Origin of the sequence: Polymorphobacter sp. (genome assembly GCF_048007885.1) — a bacterium.
Classification (GTDB): domain Bacteria; phylum Pseudomonadota; class Alphaproteobacteria; order Sphingomonadales; family Sphingomonadaceae; genus Sandarakinorhabdus.
This window is the reverse complement of record NZ_CP180346.1, coordinates 257,631-283,979: the sequence shown is the minus strand read 5'-3', so window position 1 is coordinate 283,979 and position 26,349 is coordinate 257,631. Positions and strand designations below refer to the sequence as shown.

Here is a 26,349-nt window from a genome sequence, read left to right as displayed (position 1 = left end):
TCGACCGTCCCAAAGAAAGACTGAAGATGACCGATCCAATTTTCGTCCGTCCTGATGTGGAGAAGCTGCTCGCCATGCTTGCCGCCCAGCCCGGTCCGGCGTTGAACGAAGTCGAGCCGCCGGTCGCGCGCCAGATGTATGTTGAAATGTCCAAGCTGCTCGATCAGCCGCGCGGGGAACTTGCGGATGTCAGGGATCTGGCCATCGCGGGCCCCCATGGCCATGCTATCCCTGCCCGCCTCTACCGCCCCAATCTCCTCCTGCATCCAGCCCCGGTGTTGATGTATTTCCATGGCGGCGGCTGGGTGATCGGCAATCTCGATACGCATGACAGCGCCTGCGCAGAAATCGCCCGGCTTCTCGAAATCGATGTCGTTTCGGTGGATTACCGCCTGGCGCCGGAACACCGCTTCCCCGCCGCCGTTGAAGACTGCCTGGCCGCGACCGAGTGGCTGGCGCGCTCGCCCGGCGAAATCGACCATGCCGTGTCGGGCATCATTCTTGCCGGAGACAGTGCTGGGGGCAATCTCGCCGCGGTGGTCAGCCAGCAGCGCCATGGCAAGCTGCCGGTGCCGATCATTGCACAATGGCTCATCTATCCCGGCACGGACATGACCGCCAGCAGCGGGTCGATCGAGGCTTTTGGTGACGGTTATCTGCTCACCAAGGAGTCATTGGACTTCTTCATTGGCCATTACATCACCGAAGAGGCGCATTTCAGCCACCCCCAGGCCTCGCCGATGATGGCCGAAAGTCTCGACAACCAACCGCCGACGCTGGTCTTCACTTGTGGCCTCGACCCATTGCGCGATCAGGGGCGGGCCTATGCCGCGCGGCTGATCGAGGCCGGTGTTCGCACCATCTTTCGTGAAGCTGATGGCCAGATCCATGGCTCGCTCACCCTGCGCGCCGGCATTCCCAGCGCACAGGATGACCTCGCCAGCAATATCGATGCCCTCAAGGCGCTCATCGCCGAATGACCATCATCAAGCCAAGGCGGCATAAATCGGGACTTCCCTACCGGCCCGGCGTCGGTGTGTTGCTGCGCAATCCGGTCGGGCTCATCTTCGTCGGGCAGCGCCTCGATTCAAAACTTGAAGCCTGGCAGATGCCACAGGGCGGCATCGATGAGGGCGAAAGCCCCGAAGCGGCGGCGCTTCGCGAACTGGAAGAGGAAACCGGCGTCCCGGCTCATTTCGCCCGCATCGCCGGCGTCACACCGGACTGGCATTATTATGATCTGCCCGATGAGATGATCGGTACCATCTGGCGGGGCCGCTATTGCGGCCAGCGTCAGAAATGGTTCACCATGGATTTCCTCGGCGCCGACACTGACATCAACATCAACACCCCGCATCCCGAATTCAGGGCCTGGCGCTGGGAACAGCCCGCAAGACTGACTAGCCTCGCCGTGCCGTTCAAGCGCCAGATCTACGAAGACGTGATCCAGGCCCTGCTGGGCTCTGATCTGGCTAGATGAGCCCAGCAAGCGGGCTCGACGGATCAGCATAGCGCCGTCGGCCCATGCGCCCCGCCAGATAGGCCATGCGGCCGCTTTCCACCGCCAGCTTCATCGCCCGCGCCATCAGCACCGGATTTTTCGCCTCGGCAATGGCCGTGTTCATCAACACGCCCGCACAGCCAAGCTCCATCGCCACGGCCGCGTCGGACGCCGTGCCCACGCCGGCATCGACGAGCACCGGCACCTTTGCCCCCTCGATGATCATGCGCAGCGTCACCGGGTTCTGGATCCCAAGCCCGGATCCGATCAGCGAACCAAGCGGCATGATCGCGCACGCACCCAGATCTTCAAGCCGCCGCGCGGCAATCGGGTCATCGGCGCAATAGACCATCACATCAAAGCCGTCCTTGACGAGGATCTCGGTCGCCCTGAGCGTCTCTGCCATATCGGGATAGAGGGTCCGCGCTTCGCCGAGCACCTCAAGCTTCACCAGGTTCCAGCCGCCAGCCTCCCGCGCCAAGCGCAAGGTCCGCACTGCCTCATCGCCGGTGAAACAGCCCGCCGTGTTGGGCAGATAAGTGAAACGCTTGGGGTCGATGAAATCGGTGAGCATTGGCGCCTTGCGGTCGGTCACATTCACCCGCCGCACAGCCACCGTCACGATTTCGGCGCCCGATGCCTCGACGGCTGCCGCATTCTGGGCGAAATCCTTGTACTTTCCGGTGCCCACGATCAGCCGCGAGCGAAAGCGGCGACCAGCAACCTCCCAGCCCCCGTCGTCGAACGCGTCCTCCTCGCCGCCGCCGACGAAATGAACGATTTCCAAGCGGTCCCCATCCACCAGCACAGTCTCGGTGAACGCCGAGCGGGTGACAATTTCGAGGTTCCGCTCGACCGCCACCTTTGCGGCATCAAGGTCGAGAGTCCGCAACAACGCTGCAACAGTGCAGCCGCTTTCGATTTCGCGTGGTTCGCCATTGAGAAGGATCTGAGCCATGCCACCCAAATGCCCGGACCCATTGCAGCGGGCAAGCGGCAACGCTATCGCAGGGTGATGGATCTCGTATTTGTCTTGAACGGCCCCAACCTCAATCTGCTCGGCACGCGCGAGCCGGAGATCTATGGCGCCGACACGCTCGATGACATCGCCGGGCGTCTGGAAGATCAGGCCAGCACGCTCGGACTGACACTCGATATTCGTCAGTCAAACCACGAAGGCCATTTGGTCGACTGGCTGCACGAGGCCGCCTCGCGCGGCGCTCTGGCTGTCATTCTCAATGCTGGCGCCTATACGCACAGTTCGATTGCGCTGCACGATGCGATCAAGAGCATCACCGTGCCCGTCATCGAGGTTCATCTCTCAAATCCACATGCGCGCGAGCGATTTCGACACAAGAGCTGGATTGCGCCGGTGGCGCGCGGTGTCATCGCCGGCTTTGGCGCCGCATCCTATTGGCTGGCGCTGGACGCGGCTGCGCGCTTGCGGCAATAGCAACGGTCTTTGCCGTGCGGCGCGCGGCGCAATCATGGGGTGGTTATGGCCAAAGGCGACGAGAGCAAGACAAGCATGGATGTGGACAGCGCCCTTGTGCGCGAACTGGCCGAGCTTCTCGATACCGGCAATCTCACCGAAATTGAGGTCAAGGACGGTGAACGGTCGATCCGGGTGGCGCGGGTGATCTCGGCTGCCGCAACGGTCTCCTATGCGCCCGCACCGGCCGCCGCGACAGCGCCCGCCGCGACAACGGCAGCAGACGTCGTTGATGACTGGAAAGTGCATCCGGGGCTTGTGAAGTCGCCGATCGTGGGTACCGCCTATCTGACCCCTGAACCAGGTTCTGCGCCGTTCATCAGCGAAGGCGCCAAGGTCGAGGCGGGCGCGACGCTGCTGATCATCGAGGCCATGAAGGTGATGAATCCGATCACCGCGCCCAAGGGTGGCACGGTCAAGCGTATCCTCGTGCAGTCCGAACAGCCGATAGAATATGACCAGCCTCTGGTGGTGATCGAGTAAATGTTCAAGAAGGTCTTGATCGCCAATCGGGGCGAGATCGCACTTCGGGTCCACCGCGCGTGCCGGGAAATGGGCATCAGCACGGTCGCAGTGCACAGCACGGCCGATGCCGATGCCATGCATGTCCGGTTAGCGGATCAGGCCATCTGCATCGGGCCGCCCTCGGCAACCGACAGCTATCTTAACATCCCGGCGATCATCTCGGCCGCCGAGCTGGCACAGGCAGATGCAATCCACCCCGGCTACGGCTTCCTGTCCGAGAATGCGAAATTCGCCGAGATCGTCGAAGAGCATAACATCGTCTGGATCGGGCCAGACCCCGAACATATCCGCAAGATGGGCGACAAGGTCGAGGCCAAGCGAACGGCCGCGGCGCTCGGCCTGCCGCTGGTTCCCGGTTCGGATGGGCCGCTTGTGTCCACCGAGCAGGCGCTCGAGGTAGCAGAGGCGATCGGATATCCCGTGCTGGTCAAGGCCGCTTCGGGCGGCGGAGGCCGTGGCATGAAGGTGATCCCCGATGCCGCGTCATTGCCGGGCCTGGTGTCGCAGGCCAAGCAGGAGGCCAAGGCGGCCTTCGGCGACGACACCGTCTATCTGGAGAAATATCTTTCCGAGCCGCGCCATATCGAATTCCAGATCTTTGGCGATGGCAAGGGCGGCGCCGTGCACATGGGCGAGCGCGACTGCTCGCTCCAACGGCGGCACCAGAAAGTGCTTGAAGAGGCCCCGTCGCCCGCGCTCAGCGCCGAAGAGCGGGCGCGAATGGGCGAAGTCGTTCGGCAGGCCATCGCCAAGCTGAAATATCGCGGCGCTGGCACGATCGAGTTTCTCTACGAAAATGGAGAGTTCTTCTTCATCGAGATGAACACACGGCTTCAGGTCGAGCATCCGGTGACCGAAGCGATCACTGGTATCGACCTGGTTCGCGAACAAATCAGAGTGGCAGCCGGCATGCCGCTGTCGATCACGCAGGACGACATTCGCTTCGAGGGTCATGCCATCGAATGCCGCATCAACGCCGAAGACCCGGTGACCTTCGCGCCGTCACCCGGCACGGTGACCGACTTTCATCAGCCAGGCGGGCTGCATGTTCGCGTCGATTCCGCTCTTTATGACAATTACCGGATTCCGCCCTATTACGATTCGCTGATCGCCAAGCTGATCGTCTACGGCGCCAATCGGACCGACGCCCTGATGCGCCTGCACCGCGCGCTCGAGGAATTCGTCATCCATGGCCCGAAGACGACGATCCCGCTTCATCAGGCGCTGATCGAAGACCCCGAGTTCATCAAGGGAGAGTATTCGATCAAGTGGCTCGAACGCTGGCTTGCCTCGCGCGCCGCGAGCTGAGCCGCCGCGCGGGCCCCTAGCATGAGCCGCCCGGTCACGCGCAGCCTCGACCCGGAAATGTTGCTGCGCGCCTATGCGAACGGCCTTTTCCCCATGGCCGAAAGCGCCGACAGTCCGGATATCTTCTGGGTTGAGCCGCGGCGGCGCGGGGTTCTTCCTCTCGAGGAATTCCATGCCCCGCGCAGCCTGATGCGCACGCTGCGGCGCGAGCGGTTTCAGGTCAGTCACGATCGCGATTTTGCGCGCGTACTCAGCGAATGCGCGGCCCCCGCACCAGACCGTGACCAGACCTGGATCAACAATGTGATCCTGGATGCCTATAAGCAGCTTCACCTGATGGGCCATGCCCATAGCATCGAAGTCTGGACAGACGACGGCCAGCTGGCGGGCGGGCTCTATGGCGTCAGGCTCGGCGCAGCATTCTTCGGCGAATCCATGTTCACCCGAGTCACTGATGGTTCAAAGGTGGCGCTGGCAGCGCTCGTGGTGCGGTTGCGGTTTGGCGGCTTCCGCTTGCTCGACACCCAGTTTCTGACCGAGCATCTGGCACGCTTTGGCACGCGCGAGATCGACCGCAAGACCTACCGGACATGGCTAGCTGAAGCGCTGGCCGTGACCGGCGACTTTTCCGCGCTTGATTCCTATGAAGGCGCCGCTTCAGGCGCCGGGGCTGGCGTTGGAGACGGTGTTGGCGTTGGCACATTTTCAGGCCAGCGCATCGCGCAACTCTTGACCCAGACATCATAGCGTGGGTGTTCAAGCGGATTGAGCGACGGGCTTTCGGCAAACATCCAGCCCGAAAAAATCCGGCCCGCCCCGCCACGATCAACGCCGTCAGCGGCAGCCTCATCAATCTGCAGGAAGGCGCCGGTCAACCGCTCTTCCCAGGGAGGGGTTGTCTCGCAGGTCTTCACCTTGATGCTCAACCGATCGAAGGTGAACAACTGACCGGGATTGCCACGGAAGACTTCGGTGCGCCCGCTCCGCTTGTCGATTGCCGCGATCTCGACGACGCGCGCCGCATTGGGGGTCACGCCTTCGGGCCCAGCAGGCTGCGCAGAAAGTGGAGCCGCAGCCGCCAGCAGCAGCGCGGCGAAACGGTCAATTCGGGGCACTGTCACCGCCGCTGCGGTTCACCACCGAGCCGATCAACCCCATCAGGTCAGCAGCGCCTGAGGTCTCGAGGATCTCTTCGCCCGGCTTCAGCATCACGTCTTCGGCCCCGGGCGAAAGCGACACGAAATTGCCACCGAGCAAGCCTTCGCTGGTAATCGCGGCGCTGCTGTCGATGGGCAAGGAAAGGCCGGGCTGCACGGAAATTTCGAGAATCGCCTGATAGCTGGCGGGATCAAGCCGCTGCCCGACCACCCGGCCAACCTTGATACCGGCCAGCTTGACATCGGCACCGGGAGAGATGCCGGCGACACTCGGAAAACGCGCGGTGAGGACATAGCCATCGCCGCCGCGCCCGGCCTGTGTACGCTCCCACGCGAAGTTGACGAAGAAGGCCGCAACCAGAACGACAATCAGGCCAACCAGCGCCTCGACAACGTTCTCCTTGAGAAGCGCGCGCATCGCTCAGAGACCGCTGTCAGTGTCATCAGGCGACCAAGCGCGATAGTCGCCCGTGGCCGAGGCCCGCTTGCCGCCAGCCTCCAGCGCACCGCTCGGCCTATAGGCGGCCGGCGTACCCGTGGCATTGGGAACCCATTCCCGCTCCCAGACGCGAGGGCTGAGCGGGGCTTCGCTGGGCGGCAGTGCCACCGTCTTGTGCATCCAGAGATGCCATTCCGGCGGAATGCGCGTGGCCTCTGGCGCGCCGTTGAAAATCACCCAGCGACGCTCCTGCGCGCTGCCCGCCGTGCCCGAGCGATAGTAGATGTTCCCTTCATGGTCGCGGCCGACTTCCTGCCCATGGCGACGAGTGAAAAGTCGGGTGCCAAGGCCGGGGCCGTTCCACCAAGTAAACAGGTTTGCGAGAAATCCCATGGCTTCCTCAAACCGCAACTGCGGGGGAAAGGCAAGCATTGTGCGCAAGCCTATGCCGGCTAATCCGGAATTCTGACCAGATCGCCCTTGGCGAGGCCAATGCGGGCGGCCTCGCCCAGATTGAGTTCAACAACATGGGCGGCAACCCCTCGGGCGGGGATGAAATCCTCGGAAAACGGCTTGCCCTGACCAATGCTGATCACCCGCCCAGATTTGTCGATGAAAATGAGATCAAGCGGCAACGGTGTGTTGCGCATCCAGAAGGACGTGTCGCGCGGCGGCTTGAACGGAAAGATCATGCCGACCGTTTTGGGCATGAACTCACGGAACATCAGGCCACACGCTTGCTCCTCCGCCGTCGCGGCGATCTCTACCATATAGTCATGATTGCCGCTGCGGGTGACGAAGGTGACGCGCTGTCGCTCCAGCCCGATGTTTGGACAAGCGGCAAAAGCGGGCCCAGCGGCCAGCAACAGTGCGACAATAGCTGCCAAGATGCCAGCCATCCGCCCGGCGACGGGTTCAACTCTCGCCGACGTCCCCATGGTCGAGCGCGACAGCGAGCGGTCCCTTGTGACCAGCGGCAATACGGGCGCGCAGGCACTGGTCAGGCATGAGCTCGGGCAAACCGGCGCGACGGACGGTCTCCATGTGAACGAAAACATCTTCCTCACCGCCGGGACGCACGACAAAGCCATAACCCTTCAATCTGTTGAACCACTTTACGACCACGGGTTCAAAATCACCAGCGTCCGCAAGCATGGCGTCGGGATCCACCCGGTCAGCGGCGCGAATAGCGGCGGTTTCAGGGTCGGGCCCGATCGCCGTGCTCAGATCAAGCGAGAGAATACGGCGGGCCTGGCGACCACGCTCGCGGGCGATCGTCGTGCAAGCCAGCCGGGCGCCTTCGGGCAGCGTACGCCGGCCATATTCGCGCACCACGGTGAAATGGATGAGGATATCCCCTTCCTGATCAGGACCATCGGGAATCAGAAAGCCATAGCCCCTCACGGGATCGAACCATTTGACCGCGCCATGGACAATGACGTCCTCGGTCGTTGTGTCCTGTTCAAGCTGCTCCACTGGACCCCCAACACATTACTGACGCAGTCTCCCGAACCGCGACATATTGTCCAGTATAATATGCGGCGCGACACTACGCAAACGCTGTCTGACCGCCGGGCGGTCATACTTTCGTGGGCAACAGTAGCGTGAGCAGGGTGTGGGCGCTAGGATGATGGGCAGCCGAAAGGCGACAGGACAGGACAAGGCAAAATGAATCTTTCAGGATCTGTGACCATCGCGGCGCCACGCAACGCAGTTTGGCGGGCGCTCAACGACCCTGATGTGTTGTCACGCTGCATCGAAGGGGTGCAAAGCCTGACCCGGACCAGCGACGCCGACGGCGAGCGTCTGGAAGGAAAGATGAACGCCAAAGTCGGCCCGGTGCGGGCGACCTTCACTGGCTTTGTCCGGCTGACCAATGTTGTGGAGGGTGAAAGCTATACACTGGTTGGCGAAGGCAAGGGCGGGGTTGCCGGCTTTGCCAAGGGTGAAGCCGATGTCGCGCTCGCCGATGAGGCCGGCGGTACGGCGCTCAGCTACACCGTGCGATCGTCCGTCGGCGGCAAGCTCGCACAGCTCGGCGGGCGGCTGATCGAAGGCACCGCCAAGGCATATGCTGAAAGCTTCTTCAACAGTCTGAAGGCCGAGCTCGAGGTGCCAGCGGGTGATGCACCAGTGATCGAAGACTCAGCACCGCAGCCGGCAGAGCCGGAACCGGCGACATCAAAGCCGTCCGGGCTTTCTCCGGTCATCTGGGCGAGCTTGCTGATCATCGGCGTGCTGGGATTTCTGGCCTGGCAATGGTCGTAAGCGGGCTTGATCCGTGAACGACGAGGACCTCGCCACACTGACCACCGCGCAGGACTGGCTGGCGGCAGGTCACAAGGTCGCCGTGGCAACGGTGGCAAGCGCCTGGGGCTCGGCCCCGCGCCGGGCCGGAAGCCATCTCGCCATCCGCGACGACGGCCTGTTCATGGGGTCAGTCAGCGGCGGCTGCGTCGAGGGCGAAGTCATCGTCGAAGCACAGGCCTTGTTGGCAGCCGACAGCGGCTCGACACTGCTGGAATATGGCGTGGCCGATGAGACAGCTTGGCGGGTCGGGCTGGCCTGTGGCGGGCGCATTTCGATCCTGGTTCAGCGCCTCGCGGAAGATGGCTATCCTGTCTCCATCGTCGACGCGCTGACAACGGCTGCAATCGATGGGCGCAGCCTCATCGTCCTGACCGATATGGCGACCGGACGCAGCTGGCTTGGCGATACCGCCAGCGCCCCCGAGGGTGTCATGGTGCGTGGCTGGGCGCCGCCGCGGCGGCTTGCGATTGTGGGGGCTGTCCATATCGCGCAAGCTCTGGTGCCACTGGCGCAAGGGCTCGGCGTCGCGCCCACGATCATCGACCCACGCACGATGTTTGCCGCTGAGGCGCGCTTTGCCGGCCTGCCCATCGACCGCCGCTGGCCCGACGAAGCGCTTGCAGAATGGAAGCCCAATGCCGCAAGCGCCGTGGTGGCGCTGACCCATGACCCGAAGCTCGATGATGTAGCGCTGGCAGCAGCGCTTTCGAGCGAGGCATTTTATGTTGCAGCGCTAGGCAGCCGGAAGAACCATGCCAGGCGTCTGGAACGACTGGCCGCCATGGGGGTAGCCGAACAGGCGCTGGCGCGCGTTCACGGCCCCGCCGGGCTGAACATCGGCGCGGTCGGGCCGGCCGAGATCGCACTGAGCATTGCAGCGCAGATGACGGCCGTGTGGCGACAATCGGCACAGGGTGCACAGGTGGCATGATCTTCGGCACGGTCGCGGTCGCGGACGCCGTGGGGGCCTTGCTGGCGCATGGACAGATGGTTGGCGATGTTCGCTGGGCCAAAGGTCGCCTGTTGAGTGCGGCCGACGTGGCGGCGGCCGGCGAGGCAGGGCTGGAACGATTGAGCGTGGCACGGCTTGAAGCCAGCGATGTTCCGGAAGACACGGCTGCCTCAAGACTGGGTGCCGCGCTGCTCGGGTCCGGTGTCCGCGCGCTCGACGCCAAGCATGGCCGGTGCAACCTGGCAGCGGAAGCCGATGGGCTGCTCATCTTTGATCCGGCCATGATCAACGCCGTCAATGGCGTGGATGAGGCGCTTACCCTGGGAACACTGCCGGCTATGTCCCGTGTTCAGGCGGGCGAGATCGTCGCGACCGTAAAAGTCATCCGCTACGGCGTGGCGGAGGCCGCTCTCAACACGGCCTCTGGCATGGCGGCCGCGCTGCGTGTGCTGCCCTTCCGCCCGTTTGAAGCCGCGTTGCTAACGACGCGGCTGGCCGGCATGACGGACAAGGCGGTTGCAAAAGCGGCGCAGGTCACGCGGGCGCGGATCGAGGCGCTGGGCGGCACCATGCGCGTGAGCGCCGAGTTGGCGCACGATGTGCACGCACTCGCAGCCGCGCTGGCAACAGCGGGCGGCGACATGATCCTGATCGCCGGCGCATCGGCGACAGTAGACCGCGGGGATGTCGTGCCAGCCGCCATCGTCGCGGCCGGTGGCGAGGTGGAGCGGCTGGGCATGCCAGTCGACCCGGGAATCTTCTGGTCCTCGGACGAATTGGTGGCCGCCCGGTCATCGGCCTGCCCGGCTGCGCACGTTCGCCCAAGCGCAATGGGCTTGATATCGTTCTCGAGCGACTGGCTGCAGGCCTCTCGGTCACCAGCGCCGACATCGCCGCCATGGGCGTAGGCGGGCTGCTCCCCGATGCCGAGCGGCCGGACCCGCAGCCGCGCCAGCTATGAACTGCGGCGCCCTGCTTCTGGCCGCCGGGCGCTCGACCCGGATGGGCGCGCACAAGCTGTTGGAACACTGGCAAGGCAAGCCGCTGGTCGTTCATGCGGCCGACGCGCTGCTCAATGCGGGCCTGCCGCTTTTGGTCGTGCTGGGTCATGAGGCCAGCGCCGTGCGCAGCGTGCTGGCGCGGCGCGACGTGTCCTTCGTCCAAGCCGCGGATTATGCAAAGGGCCTGGCGCACAGCCTTCGCGCCGGGCTGGCGGCAGTGCCGGATGATTGGGATGCCGTTCTGGTGGCTCTGGGTGACATGCCCCGAATTGAGCCGGAACTACTGGCCCGGCTGGCGGCGGCAGACGGTGTGGCTGTGCCGATCTTCGACGGGCGGCGAGGAAACCCCGTGCGCTGGCCACGCGCGCATTTTCCCGCTTTGATGGCACTGGAGGGCGATCAAGGGGCGCGGCGCCTGCTAGCCGGGCAGAAGGTGACCGAGGTCATCGCCCCGAGCGATGCAGTGCTGACCGACATCGACACGCCGGAGGCACTTGCCGCGCTTCGCCGCCACACATGAAAAGGCCCGGCGGTTTTCACCACCGGGCCGATTTTCAGTCTGTTGCAGCGCTTAGCGGCGGTCGCCCATGAAGCGCAGCAGATAGAGAAAGAGGTTGATGAAGTCGAGGTAGAGGGTCAGCGCGCCCATCACCACGGCCTTGCCGGCAAAATCGGTACCGGCAACCTCGAAGTAGAAGTTCTTGATCTTCTGCGTGTCATAGACGGTGAGGCCCGCAAAGATGAACACGCCGATGATCGAAATGCCCAGATTGAGCGCGCTCGACTGGAAGAAGATGTTGCCGATCGAGGCAACAATCAGGCCGACCAGACCCATGAGCAGGAATTTGCCCATGCCCGAAAGGTCCTTCTTCGTCGTGTAGCCATAAAGGCTGAGCGCGGCGAAACCCGCCGATGTTGCGAAGAAGGTCTGCGCGATCGAGCCGCCCGTGTAGACAAGGAAAATCGTCGACAACGACACGCCCATCAGTGCCGCATAGGCCCAGAAAATGCCCTTGGCCGCCCCTTCCGACAGCTTGTTGATGCCGAAGCTGAGCCACAGCACCAAGCCGAGCGGGGCGAACATGACGACATATTTCAGGATGCCAGGCGCCATGAAGATCTGCGCGGCCAGCGAACTGTCACCGCCACGCGCGAACAGCATGGCAACAATGCCCGTGAGCAGCACGCCCGAAGCCATGTAATTGTAAACGGACAGCATGTGCGCACGCAGGCCGGCGTCGAAACCGGCATCGGCTGACGCGCCCGAGCGAACCGTGCCGATCCGTGGATCAAGCGGGTTAGCCATAAAAATCTCCCTCAAGCTGGCGGGACTGCCAGCGTTCGACGTCGAATATCGTGCAGATGAGCGCGATTTTCAATGGGCAGCGGCGTCACAGCCCGCGCAAAACGCGGTTTGGCCGAGCCGAAAGTGCGCGCCATGAGCCGGCAAGGCCGAGCAGCACGGTAACCAGCGCACCGAGCCCGACGGTGGCAAACACTGGCCACCAGCGCGGCTGCCATTCAAGGCTGAACACCTGCGTGATTACGAACCAGCCAGCCCCTGACCCGAGCACTAACGCGAGCCCGGATACGATCAGCGCGAGCAGAAGATATTCGGCCAGCGTTGCCGCTGCCACCTGTCCCCGCGTGGCCCCCAGCAGCTTCAGCAGGACGCTGTCATAGGTGCGGGCGCTGGCACCCGAGGCCAGCGCGCCGATGAGCACGGCAATGCCGGCTGCAATGGTGACAGAGGCGGCCGCACGAATCGCGGCCGACAACTGGCCAAGCAGCACGCCGACCTGATCGATGACATCCTTGACGCGGATGATTGACGCCGTGGGAAACGCCCGTCCGACTTCACGCTGGATGACATCCTCACGGTCGCTGTCGACAGCGACGGTGGCCATCCAACCATGCGGCGCGGCTTCCAATGTGCCCGGCGCGAACAGGATCGCGAAGTTGAAGCCCAGCGACTGCCAGTCGATCTTGCGGGTGCTGGCGATTTTCGCCTCGATCTCGACCCCGAGCACCGAAACGCTGATCGTATCGCCGATATCGAGGTTCAGCGCTGCGGCGGCCTCCTCATCAAGACTAATAAGCGGCGGCCCGGCATAGTCTTCTGGCCACCATTCTCCGCGCACCAGCTCATTGTTCGCTGGAAAGGCCGCCGCATAGCTCAGCCCGCGGTCGCCGCGCAGCAGCCAGGCTTCGTCAGGCGCCTCAACCTCATCGGCCGGCACGCCATTCACAGCCGTCACTGGACCACGCATCGAGGGCACGGTGGTAATCTCGGCGCCCGGGGACAGCTCATCGACCTTGGCCTTGAACGCATCGATATCCTCCCGCGGCACATCGATGACGAAGAAACTGGGCGCACGCGCCGGAATGGTGCTGTCGATCTGGTTCGAAAAGCTGCTTTCGATACTGGCGAGCGTGGCAAACAGCGTAAGGCCGAGGCCAAGCGCCATCACCAGTTGGCGGGTCGGCGCGCCTGGCCTGTGGAGATTGCCAAGCGCAAGGCGCGCCAGCATGTGGCGCGGGCGCGGCGCGGCCGCGGCGAGTGCGCGCACCGCCACGGCCAGCGCCCAGAGCAGCACCACAAGCGCCACCGCCGCCGCCATGAATGCGAGCACGAACGGTGTCTCGCCAGCACGCAATAGCGTGATCGCGACAATGGCTATCCCGCAGGCAGCGACAATCGCGATGGTGCCCCGCCCAGGGCGCGCCTTGCGCTCGGTGAGTGTGCGGTAGAGTTGCGCGGCGGGCATGTCGGCAGCTTCGGCCAGCGGCCAGAGTGCAAACATCAGCGCGATCAGCAGGCCATAGGCAGCAGCGGCTGCGAGTGCCCCCCATTGCGGAGTCAGCGAGGGCGGCACCGGCAGGCTGTCGGCGGCAAACCGCGCGACAGCAAAAGGCGTCAGCGCGCCCAGCGCCAGGCCGACCAGCACGGCCCCGGTCGCGACAAGCCCGACTTGCCACAGGTAGACATTGCGAATGAGTTGGCTGTCCGCACCGAGGGTCTTGAGGGTTGCGATGGTACGCGTGCGCGCCGCGAGATAGGCGCTGACACCGCCCGCGACGCCAACCCCGGAGACGACCAGCGATGTGAGGCCGACGAGCAGCAGGAACTGGCCCAGATTGTTGACAAACCGCTGGGTGCTCGGCGCGCCATTGCTGCTGTCGCGCCAGCGGACATCGGAATCCTCCAGCGCCGCTTCAAGCCCGGCGCGGGCTTCGGCCAGCAGGCCATCATAGGTGGCAGCCTCAAGGCCATCAGCGGCAGGCAGGCGGATTTGGGTCTGGCTGCTATATTGGCTACCCAGCCCGATCAGGCCCGTCGCTTCCAGATCATCCAGCGACATCAGCAAATTCGGCCCGAAACCAAAGCCGGCCCCGGCCTGATCCGGCTCTTCCAGGATGATGCTGGCGACCTTGAGGGTCAGGCTGCCTATCATAATCTCCTGTCCCGGTGTGAGATCGAGCCGGGCGGCGAGCGCAGGCGACAGCGAAACCGTGCCCGGGGTGATCGGCACGTCCGGATCGGCAACAAAGGCCCCATAAAGCGGCCAGTTGCCATCGACCGCCTTGACCTCGGAATAGGCGCGCTCGCCCGTCAGAGGATTGGCGGCCATGCCGCGCAACTTGACGACGTCGGAGGTCGTGCCAGCGGCCTCAAGAACGGCCCGCTCCTCGGGCGTCAGGAAACGGCCCGAGAACCGTGCTTCGATGTCGCCACCGAGCAGCAACTGGCCACGCTCCGAAAGGCCGCTGGTGATCGCTGAAGACAGGCTGCCGACACCAGCAAGCGCGGCCACGCCCAGAATCAGGCAAACGGCCAGCAGGCGCAGCCCCTGAAGGCCGCCGCGAAGCTCACGAAGCGCCAGAGAGAGAGCGAGGTTCAAGCGGGAAAGACTTCGGCAAGAAGCGACGACGCGGCCGCCCAGCTACGCGCATCGGCAGCGGCACTATAGGCCTTGCCATCCTGCGGTGCATTGGCGCCGGGGTTGGTGAAGCTGTGATAAGTGTGGCCATAGGCATGGACCTGCCAATCGGCCCCGGCTTCGGTCATCTCCCGGGCCAGCGCATGATGCGCATCGGGCGGCGTCATCGGGTCCTCCCAGCCATGCAGGGCAAGCACCTTGGCGATGATGCGGGCCTGCGGGCCAATGGCGGGCGGGCTGTAGATGCCGTGAAAGCTGATCGCGGCCTTGACGCGCGGGTCCGCGGCGCGGGCGAGATCGAGCGCACACAGGCCACCGAAGCAATAGCCCATGATAGCGATGTTGGCCCCATCAACAGCCGCATCAGCAACCGCTGCATCGACAGCGGCGAGCAGTCGGCGCCGCAGCGCGGCGCGGTCGGCGAGCCAGGGCTGCATCAGCGGTGTATTGTCGGCGGTCTCACTGCCGCGCTGGCCTTCGCCGTACACATCGATGGCGATGCCGACATAGCCGAGTGCGGCAAGTAGATCGGCAACATCATTGTCGAAACTGGTCTGCCCAACCCAGTTATGGGCGACAAGAACGGCGGGGCGAGGGCCGGCAGCGGCCGGGCGGGCGATATGCCCGGCACAGGTCGCGGGGCCATCGGTGTAGCGAAAGACGGTCATCGGAAACTCCGGTTTTCATGCGGGTTGTAGGGCGGTGCGGCTGTCGCTGACGATCTGGCCATCGCGCATCTCGATAATGCGGTCGCAGCGCGCTGCAAGATCTGCGTCATGGGTGATCAGGATCAGCGTGGCCCCCGTCTCGCGCAGACGTTCGAACAGCATCTCGACAATCGTCTGGCCGGTGGCGGCATCGAGATTGCCAGTTGGCTCATCGGCAAAGATGAGTGCCGGGCGCGCCGCCAGAGCGCGGGCGATGCCAACGCGCTGCTGCTCGCCGCCGGACAGTTGCGAGGGATAATGGGTGAGCCGGTGCGCCAGGCCGACGGCTTCAAGTTCAGCATTGGCGCGCGCCTCGTGACCATCAATGCCGGCGAGTTCAAGCGGCACAGCCACATTCTCCCTCGCCGTCATCGTCGGGATAAGGTGAAAGGCTTGCAGAACAATGCCGATGCGGCCGCGGCGTGCCCGGGCAAGACCATCTTCATCGAGCGCGGAAAAATCTGCCCCGGCCACCATCACCTTGCCACTGTCGGCCCGCTCGAGCCCGGCAAGAACAGCCATCAGCGAGGACTTGCCCGACCCCGACGGACCAAGGATGGCCAGCCGCTCCCCGGCCATGACCTGCAGGCTGACGCGGCGCAGCACATCGACGCGTGCCGGGCCGTCACCGAAGCTGAGGGTTACATTTTCGGCATCGATGACGATATTGGCTGACATTCAGGCCTTTCGGGCGGAGAGATTTATGCGTGGCTCAGATTCTCTATATGGCATGTCCTCATGGTTTTACCAGTTCGTCGGTGGCCTGCTGCTGATGCTGCTGCCGATCGCCGCACAGGCAGCCACGCCAAAGACCATATTGGCCTATGGCGACAGCCTGACAGCGGGCTATCAGCTGAAGCCCGGCGAAGGCTTTGCGCCCCAGCTCGAGGCGGCCCTCAGGGCGCGCGGGCATGACGTCAAGGTGGTGATGGGCGGTGTCTCGGGAGACACCACGGCGCAAGGCCGGGCAAGGATCGGCTGGACACTCGGCGCGATGAAATCGCCGCCGGATCTGGTCGTTCTCGAGCTCGGCGCCAATGACATGCTGCGCGGCCAATCGCCAGCAACGGCCAGAGCCAATCTCGATGCGATGATCGCCGACTTCAAGGCGCGTGGCAGCCGCGTCGTCCTCGCGGGCATGCTGGCGCAGCCCAATCTGGGCGCAGCCTATGTCAAGGAATTCAACGCCATCTATCCGAGCCTCGCCAAGAAGCATCAAGTCGCGCTCTATCCCTTTTTCATGGACGGCGTGGCGACGGTGAAGGGCCTCCAGCTCGACGACGGCCTGCACCCGACTGCGGAGGGCGTGAAAGTGATCGTCAGGCGCATCCTGCCGCTGGTCGAAAAAGAATTGGCCAAGTCCGGCTGATTCTGAAGGAGTGTCAAATCGTTCCACGCTCGATTGAAAGCGGACGCCAATTGCAATAGCGCCAATTAACTTGATGTTAGTGAGGCGTTACGATGTGTGGAAAATTGATTGGATTGGCGATGGTGCTGGCCTCGCCGGCGGCCGCAGTCACGCACTTCTCGGTCAGCCTCGAAACTGAACAGCCGGGCATCCAGACTTCGACCTCGGGTTTTACAGCCGTTGGCGTCGAAAACTTCGAAAGCTACGGCGCTGGTGCTGGTCAGACGATCATCAGTGATTTCGGCGAGACCGCCGTGTTCAGCGGGACCTACAGCAATGTCGGCGTCGGCAATGCCAACCGCTTTGGCGGAGCCGAAGGCGCAGGAAAATTCGCGAATGCCGGTTCGAACGTGAGCTATACGCTCGACCTTTCGACCACGCTGCCGCAAGGCGTCAACTATTTCGGTTTCTGGTTATCAGCGCTCGATGCGAACAACAACCTCGCCTTCTTTCAGGGGGGCCAGCAGCTTTTCACCTTCAATGCCGCCGATGTGCGGACCTTCGTGAACGGTCTACCCAACAGGACTGACTATTTCGGGAACCCCAACCCGGCCTTCACTGGCCAGAACACCAACGAACCCTATGTGTTTCTCAACTTTTATGCGCGCGGCAACACGCGGTTTGACCGGATTGTGTTCTCGCAGGGCCCGTCGGGCGGCTATGAAAGCGACAACCACACGGTCGGTCGCTGGTCGAGGATCAGCGGCACCGTGATCGCGGGCAACAATGTCGTGCCGGAACCGGCAAGCTGGGCGATGCTGATTGCCGGTTTCGGGCTGGTCGGGATGGCGGCCCGGCGAAGGCGCGCCATCGCCCTCGCCTGAAGCGCCCGCGCAGACGCAAAAGAAAAGGGGCCGGTGCATCACTGCACCGGCCCTCTTTCTTTGCGCCACTGCGCGCCGTTTCAGGCGGCCTTGTAGCCCAGCACCGGCTTGCGCGCGGCGGCCGTTTCGTCCAGCCGGCGGCGCGGCGCGAGATGGGGACTGGTCCGGAAGTCGGCCGGGGAGGCAAGCATGCGCAAGGCGATCGAGCGCATCGCACCGATGAGCTGGTCGAGATTGGCCTTGCTCTCGGTTTCGGTCGGCTCAACGAGCATGGCACCATGGACGACAAGCGGGAAATACACCGTCATCGGGTGGAAGCCCTCGTCGATCATCGCCTTGGCCAGATCCAGCGTGGTCAGCCCGGTCTCGTGCAGGAAGTCATCGGAGAACAGCGCTTCGTGCATGCACGGCCCAGTATCGGCATAGGGCGCAGTGTAGATGTCCTTCAGGCTGGCGAGAATGTAATTGGCGTTGAGCACCGCATCCTCGGCAACCTGGCGCAGGCCGTCAGCCCCATGGCTCATCATGTAGGACAGCGCGCGAACGAACATGCCCATCTGGCCATGGAAGGCGACCATGCGGCCGAAGCTCTGATGATGGTCAGCACTTTCGCGGGCCTGCTCTTCCTCGACCAGCTCATAGCCGTCCTTGCCTTTGCGGACGAAGGGCAGCGGCGCAAAGGGAGCGAGCGCGTCTGAAAAGACCACCGGACCCGAGCCGGGACCACCGCCGCCATGCGGCGTGCTGAAGGTCTTGTGCAGGTTGATGTGCATCGCGTCGATGCCGAGATCGCCCGGGCGCACGCGGCCGACGATGGCGTTGAAATTGGCCCCGTCGCAATAGACAAACCCGCCCGCCGCATGCACTGCTTCGCAAATATCGGCCAGATCCGGCTCGAACAGCCCGCAAGTGTTGGGGTTGGTGATCATCACCGCAGCGACATCAGGCCCGAGGCGAGCCTTCAGCGCGGCGGTATCGACCCGGCCACGCGCATTGGCCGGGATATTCTCCACCTCATAGCCGCAGAAGGCGGCCGTCGCCGGATTGGTACCATGTGCCGATTCCGGAACAAGCACGACCCGGCGCGCATCGCCCCGGGCTTCCAGCGCGGCGCGGATTGCCAGCATGCCGCACAGCTCGCCGTGCGCTCCGGCCTTGGGGCTCATCGCCACGGCGGGCATGTTGGTCAGCGTCAAGAGCCAGTGCGCCAGCGTGTCGATCAGCTGCAGCGCCCCTTGCACGGTGGATTGCGGCTGCAGCGGGTGAATGTCGGCAAAGCCTGGCAGGCGCGCCATCTTCTCGTTCAACCGCGGGTTGTGCTTCATGGTGCACGAGCCGAGGGGGAAGATGCCGAGGTCGATGGCATAGTTCTGTCTGCTCAGCCGGGTGAAGTGGCGCACCGTCTCGGGCTCGGAGAGGCCGGGGATGTCCATCGGCGCCGTGCGAGCGAGGCTGCCCAGCCGGCTCGGCACATCGGGCACGGGCTGCAGGTCAACGCCGCAACCCTCAGGCGTGCCGATTTCGAAGATCAGCGGCTCTTCGAGCATCAGCCCGCGGTTGCCGGTGAAGGTCACGCCGCCGGGGAGCTCGGGAAGCGGCTCGCCGGACAGGCGGGTGACGCGGCCAATATTGTTCATGCTCATGCCAGCACCTCATCGAGAGCGTCTTCAAACGCGTTGAAATCTTCATCCGTCGCGGTTTCGGTCACCGCCACGACCAGGCCATTGTGGAGCCCCGGCGCGTCCGGGAAGAGGCGGCCGAGCGACACGCCGCCGAGCACGCCCTTGTCAGCCAGCGCGCGGATGACCGGGCGGGCTTCCTTGGGAAGCTTGAGCGTGAACTCGTTGAAGAAGCTGGTCGTCGCCAGCTCGACGCCCGGGATCTGCGCAAGGCGGTCAGCCAATTGGACAGCGCGCGCGTGATTGAGCGCCGCCAGTTGACGCAGGCCCTTCTCACCCAGCAGGGTCATGTGGGCGGTGAAGGCCAGCGCACACAGGCCGGAGTTGGTGCAGATGTTGCTGGTGGCCTTTTCGCGGCGGATATGCTGCTCGCGCGTGGAAAGCGTCAGCACGAACCCGCGCTTGCCATCGGCATCGACCGTCTCCCCGCAAAGCCGGCCGGGCATCTGGCGAACATGCTTTTCGCGGCAGGCAAACAGACCCAGATAAGGCCCGCCGAAATTGAGGCCATTGCCGATCGACTGGCCCTCACCCACCACGATATCGGCGCCCATTTCGCCGGGCGACTTTATCGCACCCAGCGAAATGACCTCGGTAACCACCACGATCAGCAGTGCGCCCTTGGCGTGAGCGGCCTCGGCAAGCGGGGTCAGGTCAGCGACATGGCCGAAAATATTGGGGTTCTGCACGACGACGCAGCTGGTCTGGTCATCGATGGCAGCAGCAAGTGCCGCGAGGTCATCACCCGGCGCGCCGGGCGTAAGATCGGGCGTATGCGTGACGATCTCGTCATCGGTGAAGCGGGTGAGCGTGTTCACCACGCCGACATAGTGCGGATGGACACCGCCTGAGATGACCGCCTTCTTGCGGCGGGTGACACGGCGCGCCATGAACACCGCCTCGGTCATCGCGGTCGAGCCGTCGTACATGGAGGCGTTGGCGACATCCATACCTGTGAGCCGGGCGACCTGGGTCTGGAACTCGAAGAGATACTGCAGAGTGCCCTGCGCGATTTCAGGCTGATAGGGGGTATAGGCGGTGAGAAATTCGCCGCGCTGGATGATGTGATCAACGCTGGCCGGCACATGGTGCTTGTAGGCGCCGCAGCCGACGAAGAAGGGCACGGTGCCGGCCGTGAGGTTCTTGCCGGCCATGGCGCCGAGCTGGCGCTCGACGAGCTGTTCGGGCATGTGATTGGGAATGCCCTCGATCGGGCTCTTCAGCCGCGCCGACGCGGGCACATCGACAAACAAGGCATCAATATCAGGCGCGCCAATGACAGCGAGCATGGCCTCGCGGTCTGAAGGGCTGAGGGGCAGGTAACGCATGGGGCTACTCCGGTTGGGGGGTATCTTGTGTCAGATGGGCGGAAAACCGCAGTCGAACATAATCGGCTGTCCAGCGACCTGTGGCATCGCGAAGCACAGGCGCCAGCGCCGCCTCAGTCTCGGCGATGATCGCGTCCTGCTCATCACGCGGGACGCCGGCTGCATCTAGAAAACCACCACGAAACGTCTCAAGCCAGGCCGCCATGCCAGCCGGCAGCGGCGTCGGACGGGGCACGAGTTCGACGCGGGTCACGTTGAAACCGGCGGCAGTGAGAACGGCCGCATATTCGTCAGGCGCGGGATAATAGTTGGCGTCAGGCGCCTCGCTGTATCCGCGGCGAGCAAGACTGGCCGCCAACGCGGTACGAATGGCCGCGATATTGCCATGTCCCCCGAACTCGCCAACAAAACGGCCGCCGGGCTTCAAAGCCCGCGCCACATTGGCAGCCACGGTTTCGGGCGGCCGGATCCAGTGCAGCGTGGCGTTGCTGAACACGGCATCAAACCGCGCAACATCGGCAAGTTCGCGGGCATCGAGATGGCGCACGAACAGGCCGCGCGCCCGCGCCGCCTGAACCATCGCACCGTCACCGTCCAACCCTTCGACATGGGCACCGCTCGCGGCCAGCTTGATCGTCAGCGCGCCATCGCCGCAGCCGAGATCGAGGATTGCCTCGCCCGGTCCGGGTGCAAGCCAATCCAGCGCAATATTGCCCAGCGCCGGCACAAAACCGGCATTGGCGGCATAGAGCGCGGGATCCCAGCCACAGGCCGGGCTGCCAATCGACGAGGCGGCGGCGCTGGCCATCAAAGCGTGTCGAGCAGGGCCTTGTAGGCGGCTTCATCCATCAGGCCCTCGAGCTCGGACGGATCCGACAGCTTGATCTTGAAGAACCAACCAGCGCCCTGAGGGTCGGTGTTGACCAGCGCCGGCTCATCGGCGAGCGCGGCATTGACCTCGGTGACTTCGCCGCTGGCAGGCGAGTAGACATCAGAGGCGGCCTTGACCGACTCGACCACCGCAGCCTCGCCGCCCTTCTTGAGTTGCTTGCCAGGCTCCGGCGTTTCGGCAAACACGACATCGCCAAGCTGGGCCTGCGCATAGTCGGTGATCCCGACCGTGGCGATATCGCCCTCGACGCTCAGCCATTCATGATCACTGGTATAATAGACGGTCATGCCACCCCTCCTTCGCGAACGTAATTCTTCTGTTTGAACGGCATTGGTACCACAGTTGCGGACAGCCGCTTGCCACGCACTTCAATCTCCAGCGCCGTGTCATCGGCAGCGTGGGCGCTCTCGACATAGGCCATCGCGATCGGCGCCTCGAGGCTGGGCGAAAAGCCCCCCGATGTGACGGTGCCGACCCGCAAATCGCCCACGAAAACCGCAGCCCCCTCCCGGGCCGGCAGCTTGCCTTCCACCGCAAGGCCGACGCGCTTGCGTTGCGGGCCATCTTGAAGCTGGGCCAAGAGTCGGTCTGCGGCGGGGAAGCCGCCTTCGAGCTTGCGTCGCTTGGAAATGGCGAAGGCCAGCCCTGCCTCTATGGGCGTCGTGCCCGGGTCGAGATCATGGCCATAGAGGGGCAGCCCGGCTTCAAGGCGGAGCGAATCGCGAGCACCAAGGCCAATCGGGCGGACACGCTCATCGGCCAGAAGCGCCTCGGCCAGTGCTTCGGCGGCCATAACCGGCACCGAGATCTCATAGCCATCTTCGCCGGTATAGCCCGAGCGGCTGACCCAGAGCGCATGACCCGACCAGCTGAACCCGGCCGAGCGCATGAACCGCAGTTCGCTCACCCCCGGCACCAGCGCCTCAAGCGCGGCAACGGCCTGCGGCCCCTGCAGCGCCAGCAGCGCCCAGTCTTCACGATAGTCCACCGACAGGCCGGCCGCGCGCATCACCGCCATGTCGGCCGCCTTCACCGCACCGTTGACGACAAGGTAAAGATCATCGTCACGCCGCGTGATCATCATGTCGTCCAGAATGCCGCCGTTCTCGTTGAGCAGCAGCGAATAGCGGAGCGCACCGGACTTCAGGCCAGCGATGTCGCCGGGGACCAGCGTTTCGAGAGTGGCGATATCAGCCAGCGGCAGCAGGATCTGGCCCATGTGGCTCACATCGAACAGGCCCGCCGCAGTTCGGGTCCAGAGATGCTCGGCAATGATGCCTTCATATTGAATGGGCATCGCATAACCGGCGAAACTCACCATGCGGGCGCCAAGCCGGCGATGCAGCGCATCGAGGGGAAGCGGGGTCATCGAATCTTGTCCGGCCATCGGGCCCTCCGGCAACGCGGCGAGCGAGGGAATTCCCGCAAGCCTGTCCCCGTCTGTCACCGGACCTGAGAGCTTTGACCGGCGTGCCGGCTTACCCCTTCGGTGGGAGATCGCGCGAACGCGCCCTCCACTTTCCAGATGTCGTGATACGTCGGCGCGGTCCTTCGTGCCTGAGAGATTCCGGGGACGGCTTGCTCCTTCGGCGGTGGGGCTGGCCCACACTCTCCCGCGCTAACGCCGGACTCGCGCCCGACGACGACGCCTGAGTGCGCGTCGCAAGCCCGGCTGTCAACCGGCGATTGCGCGGCGGATGCTGCGCCGCATCATTTGGTCACATTATAGGCAAGCTGGGCGTCCGATAGCTGAAAACCGATCAGCACTTCAAACCGCGCGGCGCGCATGGCGGCACGGACCTTCGGGTCAGCAAGTGGGTCGACCGCTGCATCGGGATCCCCGGCTCGCCGCTTGCGATTGATGATCTGCGTGATCTCCGCTGGCAGCGTCGCCTCGTTGCGGTCGACCCGGCCGGTCACGCTGCTGCGCGTCTGGGCGCGGGCCTGACCGGCTGCAAAATCGAGGGTGACGCTGCCGATCTGCTTGGAGACGATCAGATTGCCCCCCTGGACGACACTGGCAAAGACGGGCAGCGCAACGCGGCGTGCCTCAGTGGCATCAGTGCGCCTCGCGATGACATCATATTGGGCGGTGCCGGATATAACCGCGGCGGCCTCCACACAGTCGGTGCGCAAATTGGTGATGGTGGCGGTCAGATCGACATTCTCGGCATCAGGCGCCGTGTCGGGACGGAACAGCGTCAGTGTATTGGCATAGACCGGAACCGCAACCGCCGGGCAGGGCGAGCGTTTGACAAGCAGCGGATTGCTGTTGCAGCCCGCCAGTGCAAGCGCGGCGACGGCGATCATGAGCAGCGGCTGGAAACGGTTGGTCAATAAGGGCACGGAGCAGGGACGCCTTTTTGCTGGATGACACAGTCTTACGGGGGGCGCGCACGCGCTGCAAGGTGGTGGCGCATGGGCCAGTGATTGGCTATGGAGCCGGATATGACGACTCTGACCGAAAACGCCGTGGGCGGCGACACGATGCGCGCGCTGAATGTTCTGGTGGCCGCGCCGCGCGGCTTTTGCGCTGGCGTGGACCGCGCCATCCATATCGTTGAGCTGGCGCTCGAACGCTGGGGCGCCCCCGTTTATGTGCGCCACGAGATCGTGCACAACCGCTTCGTGGTCGACACGCTCAAGGCAAAGGGCGCGATCTTTGTCGAGGAGCTTGATGAAGTGCCCGATGGTGTGCCGGTGGTGTTCTCCGCCCACGGGGTGCCCAAGGCGGTGCCGGCAGCGGCGGAAGCGCGGGGCCTGAACTATCTCGATGCCACCTGCCCGCTGGTCAGCAAGGTGCACCGTCAGGCCGAGCGACTCGTCGAGGCCGGCCGCCACATCCTGTTCGTTGGCCATGAGGGCCACCCTGAGGTGATCGGCACCTTCGGCCAGGTGCCTGAGGGCGCAATGACCCTCATTGAAACGGTGGAAGATGCACGCAGCGTCGAGGTCGAGGACGAAAACAACCTCGGCTTCCTCACCCAGACGACGCTTTCGGTGGATGATACGGCCGAGGTGATCGGCGAATTGCAGCGCCGCTTTCCCACCATCGTCGGGCCGCGTGGCGACGATATCTGCTACGCCACCTCAAACCGTCAGGCGGCCGTCAAGGCGATGGCGCCGCGCTGTGACCTTGTGCTGGTGATCGGAGCAACAAACTCCTCCAATTCGCAGCGGCTGCGCGAAGTGGCCGAGCGCGAAGGCGCGCGCGCGCACCTTATCAACCGCGCCGCCGACATAGACTGGTCATGGTTTGAAGGGGCCGAGACCGTCGGGCTGACAGCCGGGGCCTCGGCACCGGAAGTTCTGGTGCAGGAAGTGATGGCGGCCATGGGCGCGCGCTTCGCCATGACCAGCGAGAACATCACCACGGCTGTCGAGGAAGTCGTCTTCAAGCTGCCGCGTGCACTGACCGAAAACTGAGCCATGGCGGTTTATACCGTCGTCACGGCGGCCGACCTCGCGGCGTTTCTGGCGCGCTATGATGTCGGCGCGGCGGAAAGCTTCAAGGGCATCGCCGAGGGCGTGCAGAACAGCAACTATTTGCTGGAGACAACGCGCGGACGCTTCATCCTGACGCTCTATGAGCATCTGGTCGACCTTCAGGCGCTGCCCTGGTTTCTGGCGCTGACCACGCATCTTGCCGACAAGGGTCTGCCGGTGCCCCGGCCGATCGTGGCGCGGGACGGCGCGGCGCTGCAGATGCTGAATGGCCGACCGGCGGCGCTGATTGAATTCGTGTCTGGCGTCTCGGTCACCGATCCCGATGTGCCCGAGGCCGAGGCTTGCGGCGCGGCCCTTGGCCGGCTGCATGTCGCAGTAGCGGACTTCGGCCCCGAGCGCGCCAATGATCTGGGCCAGCCGCACTGGCCAGCAATGGCGGCGCGCTGCGGCGCCGGCGTGGCCGGCATCGACGCGGCGCTGCCGGGGCTGATCGCGCGCGGCGTGGCCACCACCCGCGACTGGCCGGACACGCTGCCACGTGCGACCGTCCACAGTGACCTGTTTCCCGATAATGTGCTGATGCTGAGCGGGCGGGTGACCGGGCTGATCGACTTCTATTTCGCCTGCACCGATCTCATTGCCTATGACTATGCCGTAACCCATGCGGCCTGGTGCTTCTCCGGCGATGGGAAAATCTATCACGCCGACCGCGCCGCCGGCCTTGCCGCCGGCTATGCCACAACGCGCGGCCTGTCGGGCGAAGAGATCAGCGCCCTGCCGCGGCTCGGCGTGGGTGCGGCGCTGCGCTTCACGCTCACGCGCACCTATGACTGGCTCAATACTCCCGCCGATGCGCTGGTCACCCGCAAGGACCCGATGGCCTTTGCCCGGCGCATCGCCTGGTATGAGCACGCAACCCCGGCGCAGATGCTTGGGGCATGAGCGAGCGGCCGCACGTCATCATCGCGACCGACGGGGCCTGCAAGGGCAACCCCGGCATCGGCGGCTGGGGTGCCATCCTGCGCGCCCGAAATGGTCACGAAAAGGAACTGTCCGGCGCAGAGGCGCATACCACCAACAACCGCATGGAGCTGACCGGCGCGATCCGCGCGCTGAACGCGCTGACCAAGCCGGCGCGTGTCACGCTCACCACCGACAGCGTCTATGTGCGCGACGGCATCATGAAATGGGTGCACGGCTGGCAGAAGAACGGCTGGCGCACCGCCGACCGCAAGCCGGTGAAGAATGCCGAACTGTGGCAGGAACTTCTGGCGGCATCAGCGCGCCACGAGATCGAATGGCGCTGGGTAAAGGGCCATTCGGGCGACCCCGACAATGAACGCGCCGACGCATTGGCCAACGCGGCCATCGAAGCGATGCGAGCCGCACGCACCTGACCGGGGAGCCAAACTGGCAACCTTGTCCCCGGCGGCGCTTG

The 26,349-nt window shown here is 64.3% G+C and carries 31 protein-coding genes and 1 riboswitch; of the genes, 15 read left to right on the top strand and 16 right to left on the bottom strand.

The window, feature by feature from the left end:
• The first annotated feature begins 26 nt into the window (after positions 1–26).
• Positions 27–980, top strand: coding sequence for an alpha/beta hydrolase (locus tag ACMVO5_RS01375; protein WP_416908306.1), 954 nt, complete (start codon positions 27–29; stop codon positions 978–980).
• A complete protein-coding gene (locus tag ACMVO5_RS01370) occupies positions 977–1,480 on the top strand; it encodes an RNA pyrophosphohydrolase (protein WP_416908305.1) in 504 nt (167 codons plus the stop codon). The genes ACMVO5_RS01375 and ACMVO5_RS01370 overlap by 4 nt, the downstream gene beginning before the upstream one ends.
• Here ACMVO5_RS01370 and thiS read toward each other — a convergent pair.
• Positions 1,473–2,459, bottom strand: a complete 987-nt coding sequence (thiS, locus tag ACMVO5_RS01365) for a sulfur carrier protein ThiS (protein WP_416908304.1) — start codon at positions 2,457–2,459, stop codon at positions 1,473–1,475. The two genes, ACMVO5_RS01370 and thiS, sit on opposite strands and share 8 nt — an antisense overlap.
• 57 nt (positions 2,460–2,516) lie before the next feature.
• On the opposite strand from thiS, the gene aroQ reads away from it, so the two are divergent.
• From aroQ to aat, 4 genes are read left to right on the top strand one after another with little or no spacing between them, the layout of a single operon-like run.
• Entirely contained in the window at positions 2,517–2,954 is a 438-nt protein-coding gene (gene aroQ / locus ACMVO5_RS01360; RefSeq protein ID WP_416908303.1) for a type II 3-dehydroquinate dehydratase, read from the top strand.
• A 45-nt stretch (positions 2,955–2,999) separates the two neighbouring features.
• Entirely contained in the window at positions 3,000–3,476 is a 477-nt protein-coding gene (locus tag ACMVO5_RS01355; RefSeq protein WP_416908302.1) for an acetyl-CoA carboxylase biotin carboxyl carrier protein, read from the top strand.
• On the top strand, positions 3,477–4,826 hold the full coding sequence (gene accC, locus ACMVO5_RS01350) for an acetyl-CoA carboxylase biotin carboxylase subunit (RefSeq protein WP_416908301.1): 1,350 nt from the start codon (positions 3,477–3,479) through the stop codon (positions 4,824–4,826).
• 21 nt (positions 4,827–4,847) lie between these two features.
• On the top strand, positions 4,848–5,573 hold the full coding sequence (gene aat / locus ACMVO5_RS01345) for a leucyl/phenylalanyl-tRNA--protein transferase (RefSeq protein WP_416908300.1): 726 nt from the start codon (positions 4,848–4,850) through the stop codon (positions 5,571–5,573).
• Here aat and ACMVO5_RS01340 read toward each other — a convergent pair.
• The 5 genes from ACMVO5_RS01340 to ACMVO5_RS01320 form a co-directional block, all read right to left on the bottom strand.
• A complete protein-coding gene (locus tag ACMVO5_RS01340) occupies positions 5,468–5,860 on the bottom strand; it encodes a DUF2155 domain-containing protein (protein ID WP_416908299.1) in 393 nt (130 codons plus the stop codon). The genes aat and ACMVO5_RS01340 overlap by 106 nt on opposite strands.
• A 67-nt stretch (positions 5,861–5,927) precedes the next feature.
• Positions 5,928–6,401 carry an outer membrane lipid asymmetry maintenance protein MlaD gene (mlaD, locus tag ACMVO5_RS01335; RefSeq protein WP_416908298.1) on the bottom strand — a complete coding sequence of 158 codons (474 nt, stop codon included), beginning with the start codon at positions 6,399–6,401 and terminating at the stop codon, positions 5,928–5,930.
• 3 nt (positions 6,402–6,404) lie between these two features.
• Positions 6,405–6,815 (bottom strand): NADH:ubiquinone oxidoreductase subunit NDUFA12, encoded by a 411-nt coding sequence (locus ACMVO5_RS01330; RefSeq protein ID WP_416908297.1) that lies wholly within the window; start codon positions 6,813–6,815, stop codon positions 6,405–6,407.
• Between the two features lie 59 nt (positions 6,816–6,874).
• Complete coding sequence (locus tag ACMVO5_RS01325; RefSeq protein ID WP_416908296.1) at positions 6,875–7,309, bottom strand: DUF192 domain-containing protein; 435 nt, start codon at positions 7,307–7,309, stop codon at positions 6,875–6,877.
• A gap of 28 nt (positions 7,310–7,337) precedes the next feature.
• Entirely contained in the window at positions 7,338–7,898 is a 561-nt protein-coding gene (locus ACMVO5_RS01320; RefSeq protein ID WP_416908295.1) for a cold-shock protein, read from the bottom strand.
• 192 nt (positions 7,899–8,090) lie between these two features.
• On the opposite strand from ACMVO5_RS01320, the gene ACMVO5_RS01315 reads away from it, so the two are divergent.
• From ACMVO5_RS01315 to ACMVO5_RS01300, 4 genes are read left to right on the top strand one after another with little or no spacing between them, the layout of a single operon-like run.
• A complete protein-coding gene (locus ACMVO5_RS01315) occupies positions 8,091–8,690 on the top strand; it encodes a CoxG family protein (protein ID WP_416908294.1) in 600 nt (199 codons plus the stop codon).
• A gap of 13 nt (positions 8,691–8,703) precedes the next feature.
• Complete coding sequence (locus ACMVO5_RS01310) at positions 8,704–9,663, top strand: XdhC family protein (protein WP_416908293.1); 960 nt, start codon at positions 8,704–8,706, stop codon at positions 9,661–9,663.
• A complete protein-coding gene (locus ACMVO5_RS01305) occupies positions 9,660–10,592 on the top strand; it encodes a molybdopterin biosynthesis enzyme (RefSeq protein WP_416908292.1) in 933 nt (310 codons plus the stop codon). The genes ACMVO5_RS01310 and ACMVO5_RS01305 overlap by 4 nt, the downstream gene beginning before the upstream one ends.
• 49 nt (positions 10,593–10,641) lie before the next feature.
• Complete coding sequence (locus ACMVO5_RS01300; RefSeq protein ID WP_416908291.1) at positions 10,642–11,205, top strand: nucleotidyltransferase family protein; 564 nt, start codon at positions 10,642–10,644, stop codon at positions 11,203–11,205.
• 51 nt (positions 11,206–11,256) lie between these two features.
• On the opposite strand, the gene ACMVO5_RS01295 is transcribed toward ACMVO5_RS01300, so the two are convergent.
• The 4 genes from ACMVO5_RS01295 to ACMVO5_RS01280 form a co-directional block, all read right to left on the bottom strand.
• A complete protein-coding gene (locus tag ACMVO5_RS01295; protein WP_416908290.1) occupies positions 11,257–11,991 on the bottom strand; it encodes a Bax inhibitor-1/YccA family protein in 735 nt (244 codons plus the stop codon).
• A gap of 85 nt (positions 11,992–12,076) precedes the next feature.
• The gene (locus tag ACMVO5_RS01290) at positions 12,077–14,587 is read right to left on the bottom strand and encodes an ABC transporter permease (RefSeq protein ID WP_416908289.1); all 2,511 of its coding nucleotides are present in this window, start codon (positions 14,585–14,587) and stop codon (positions 12,077–12,079) included.
• Complete coding sequence (locus tag ACMVO5_RS01285) at positions 14,584–15,294, bottom strand: dienelactone hydrolase family protein (RefSeq protein WP_416908288.1); 711 nt, start codon at positions 15,292–15,294, stop codon at positions 14,584–14,586. Before ACMVO5_RS01285 ends, ACMVO5_RS01290 begins: the two co-directional genes overlap by 4 nt.
• Before the next feature lie 15 nt (positions 15,295–15,309).
• On the bottom strand, positions 15,310–16,011 hold the full coding sequence (locus tag ACMVO5_RS01280) for an ABC transporter ATP-binding protein (RefSeq protein ID WP_416908287.1): 702 nt from the start codon (positions 16,009–16,011) through the stop codon (positions 15,310–15,312).
• Between the two features lie 52 nt (positions 16,012–16,063).
• Here ACMVO5_RS01280 and ACMVO5_RS01275 point away from each other — a divergent pair, with 52 nt between their 5' ends.
• Positions 16,064–16,702 (top strand): arylesterase, encoded by a 639-nt coding sequence (locus ACMVO5_RS01275; protein ID WP_416908286.1) that lies wholly within the window; start codon positions 16,064–16,066, stop codon positions 16,700–16,702.
• 113 nt (positions 16,703–16,815) lie between these two features.
• Complete coding sequence (locus ACMVO5_RS01270) at positions 16,816–17,565, top strand: PEPxxWA-CTERM sorting domain-containing protein (RefSeq protein WP_416908285.1); 750 nt, start codon at positions 16,816–16,818, stop codon at positions 17,563–17,565.
• 80 nt (positions 17,566–17,645) lie between these two features.
• Here the strand turns inward: ACMVO5_RS01270 and gcvPB are convergent, their stop codons facing one another.
• From gcvPB to ACMVO5_RS01240, 6 genes are all read right to left on the bottom strand, one after another.
• On the bottom strand, positions 17,646–19,208 hold the full coding sequence (gcvPB, locus tag ACMVO5_RS01265) for an aminomethyl-transferring glycine dehydrogenase subunit GcvPB (protein ID WP_416908284.1): 1,563 nt from the start codon (positions 19,206–19,208) through the stop codon (positions 17,646–17,648).
• Positions 19,205–20,572 (bottom strand): aminomethyl-transferring glycine dehydrogenase subunit GcvPA, encoded by a 1,368-nt coding sequence (gcvPA, locus tag ACMVO5_RS01260; protein WP_416908283.1) that lies wholly within the window; start codon positions 20,570–20,572, stop codon positions 19,205–19,207. The genes gcvPB and gcvPA overlap by 4 nt, the downstream gene beginning before the upstream one ends.
• 4 nt (positions 20,573–20,576) lie before the next feature.
• Positions 20,577–21,380: a class I SAM-dependent methyltransferase gene (locus ACMVO5_RS01255; RefSeq protein ID WP_416908282.1), complete on the bottom strand. Its 804-nt coding sequence runs from the start codon at positions 21,378–21,380 to the stop codon at positions 20,577–20,579.
• On the bottom strand, positions 21,380–21,751 hold the full coding sequence (gene gcvH / locus ACMVO5_RS01250) for a glycine cleavage system protein GcvH (protein ID WP_416908281.1): 372 nt from the start codon (positions 21,749–21,751) through the stop codon (positions 21,380–21,382). Before gcvH ends, ACMVO5_RS01255 begins: the two co-directional genes overlap by 1 nt.
• Complete coding sequence (gcvT, locus tag ACMVO5_RS01245; RefSeq protein WP_416908280.1) at positions 21,748–22,833, bottom strand: glycine cleavage system aminomethyltransferase GcvT; 1,086 nt, start codon at positions 22,831–22,833, stop codon at positions 21,748–21,750. The genes gcvH and gcvT overlap by 4 nt, the downstream gene beginning before the upstream one ends.
• 165 nt (positions 22,834–22,998) lie before the next feature.
• Positions 22,999–23,090: riboswitch (glycine riboswitch) on the bottom strand.
• A gap of 84 nt (positions 23,091–23,174) precedes the next feature.
• Positions 23,175–23,810, bottom strand: coding sequence for a hypothetical protein (locus ACMVO5_RS01240; RefSeq protein WP_416908279.1), 636 nt, complete (start codon positions 23,808–23,810; stop codon positions 23,175–23,177).
• A gap of 102 nt (positions 23,811–23,912) precedes the next feature.
• On the opposite strand from ACMVO5_RS01240, the gene ispH reads away from it, so the two are divergent.
• Genes ispH through rnhA form a run of 3 tightly spaced genes read left to right on the top strand, consistent with a single transcriptional unit; the run spans position 23,913 to position 26,308 of the window.
• Positions 23,913–24,890, top strand: a complete 978-nt coding sequence (gene ispH / locus ACMVO5_RS01235) for a 4-hydroxy-3-methylbut-2-enyl diphosphate reductase (protein WP_416908278.1) — start codon at positions 23,913–23,915, stop codon at positions 24,888–24,890.
• A gap of 3 nt (positions 24,891–24,893) precedes the next feature.
• The gene (gene thrB / locus ACMVO5_RS01230; protein WP_416908277.1) at positions 24,894–25,853 is read left to right on the top strand and encodes a homoserine kinase; all 960 of its coding nucleotides are present in this window, start codon (positions 24,894–24,896) and stop codon (positions 25,851–25,853) included.
• The gene (gene rnhA, locus ACMVO5_RS01225) at positions 25,850–26,308 is read left to right on the top strand and encodes a ribonuclease HI (RefSeq protein WP_416908276.1); all 459 of its coding nucleotides are present in this window, start codon (positions 25,850–25,852) and stop codon (positions 26,306–26,308) included. Before thrB ends, rnhA begins: the two co-directional genes overlap by 4 nt.
• Positions 26,309–26,349 lie beyond the last annotated feature (41 nt).

What these genes read in the sequence shown, in the direction of transcription:
- ACMVO5_RS01375 (WP_416908306.1), top strand. Translation starts at nt 27, where the DNA reads ATGACCGATCCAATTTTCGTCCGTCCTGATGTGGAGAAGCTGCTCGCC.
- ACMVO5_RS01370 (WP_416908305.1), top strand. Translation starts at nt 977, where the DNA reads ATGACCATCATCAAGCCAAGGCGGCATAAATCGGGACTTCCCTACCGG.
- thiS (WP_416908304.1), bottom strand. Translation starts at nt 2,459, where the DNA reads ATGGCTCAGATCCTTCTCAATGGCGAACCACGCGAAATCGAAAGCGGC.
- aroQ (WP_416908303.1), top strand. Translation starts at nt 2,517, where the DNA reads ATGGATCTCGTATTTGTCTTGAACGGCCCCAACCTCAATCTGCTCGGC.
- ACMVO5_RS01355 (WP_416908302.1), top strand. Translation starts at nt 3,000, where the DNA reads ATGGCCAAAGGCGACGAGAGCAAGACAAGCATGGATGTGGACAGCGCC.
- accC (WP_416908301.1), top strand. Translation starts at nt 3,477, where the DNA reads ATGTTCAAGAAGGTCTTGATCGCCAATCGGGGCGAGATCGCACTTCGG.
- aat (WP_416908300.1), top strand. Translation starts at nt 4,848, where the DNA reads ATGAGCCGCCCGGTCACGCGCAGCCTCGACCCGGAAATGTTGCTGCGC.
- mlaD (WP_416908298.1), bottom strand. Translation starts at nt 6,401, where the DNA reads ATGCGCGCGCTTCTCAAGGAGAACGTTGTCGAGGCGCTGGTTGGCCTG.
- ACMVO5_RS01330 (WP_416908297.1), bottom strand. Translation starts at nt 6,815, where the DNA reads ATGGGATTTCTCGCAAACCTGTTTACTTGGTGGAACGGCCCCGGCCTT.
- ACMVO5_RS01315 (WP_416908294.1), top strand. Translation starts at nt 8,091, where the DNA reads ATGAATCTTTCAGGATCTGTGACCATCGCGGCGCCACGCAACGCAGTT.
- ACMVO5_RS01305 (WP_416908292.1), top strand. Translation starts at nt 9,660, where the DNA reads ATGATCTTCGGCACGGTCGCGGTCGCGGACGCCGTGGGGGCCTTGCTG.
- ACMVO5_RS01300 (WP_416908291.1), top strand. Translation starts at nt 10,642, where the DNA reads ATGAACTGCGGCGCCCTGCTTCTGGCCGCCGGGCGCTCGACCCGGATG.
- ACMVO5_RS01295 (WP_416908290.1), bottom strand. Translation starts at nt 11,991, where the DNA reads ATGGCTAACCCGCTTGATCCACGGATCGGCACGGTTCGCTCGGGCGCG.
- ACMVO5_RS01285 (WP_416908288.1), bottom strand. Translation starts at nt 15,294, where the DNA reads ATGACCGTCTTTCGCTACACCGATGGCCCCGCGACCTGTGCCGGGCAT.
- ACMVO5_RS01280 (WP_416908287.1), bottom strand. Translation starts at nt 16,011, where the DNA reads ATGTCAGCCAATATCGTCATCGATGCCGAAAATGTAACCCTCAGCTTC.
- ACMVO5_RS01275 (WP_416908286.1), top strand. Translation starts at nt 16,064, where the DNA reads ATGTCCTCATGGTTTTACCAGTTCGTCGGTGGCCTGCTGCTGATGCTG.
- gcvPB (WP_416908284.1), bottom strand. Translation starts at nt 19,208, where the DNA reads ATGAGCATGAACAATATTGGCCGCGTCACCCGCCTGTCCGGCGAGCCG.
- gcvPA (WP_416908283.1), bottom strand. Translation starts at nt 20,572, where the DNA reads ATGCGTTACCTGCCCCTCAGCCCTTCAGACCGCGAGGCCATGCTCGCT.
- ACMVO5_RS01255 (WP_416908282.1), bottom strand. Translation starts at nt 21,380, where the DNA reads ATGGCCAGCGCCGCCGCCTCGTCGATTGGCAGCCCGGCCTGTGGCTGG.
- gcvH (WP_416908281.1), bottom strand. Translation starts at nt 21,751, where the DNA reads ATGACCGTCTATTATACCAGTGATCATGAATGGCTGAGCGTCGAGGGC.
- gcvT (WP_416908280.1), bottom strand. Translation starts at nt 22,833, where the DNA reads ATGACCCCGCTTCCCCTCGATGCGCTGCATCGCCGGCTTGGCGCCCGC.
- ispH (WP_416908278.1), top strand. Translation starts at nt 23,913, where the DNA reads ATGACGACTCTGACCGAAAACGCCGTGGGCGGCGACACGATGCGCGCG.
- thrB (WP_416908277.1), top strand. Translation starts at nt 24,894, where the DNA reads ATGGCGGTTTATACCGTCGTCACGGCGGCCGACCTCGCGGCGTTTCTG.
- rnhA (WP_416908276.1), top strand. Translation starts at nt 25,850, where the DNA reads ATGAGCGAGCGGCCGCACGTCATCATCGCGACCGACGGGGCCTGCAAG.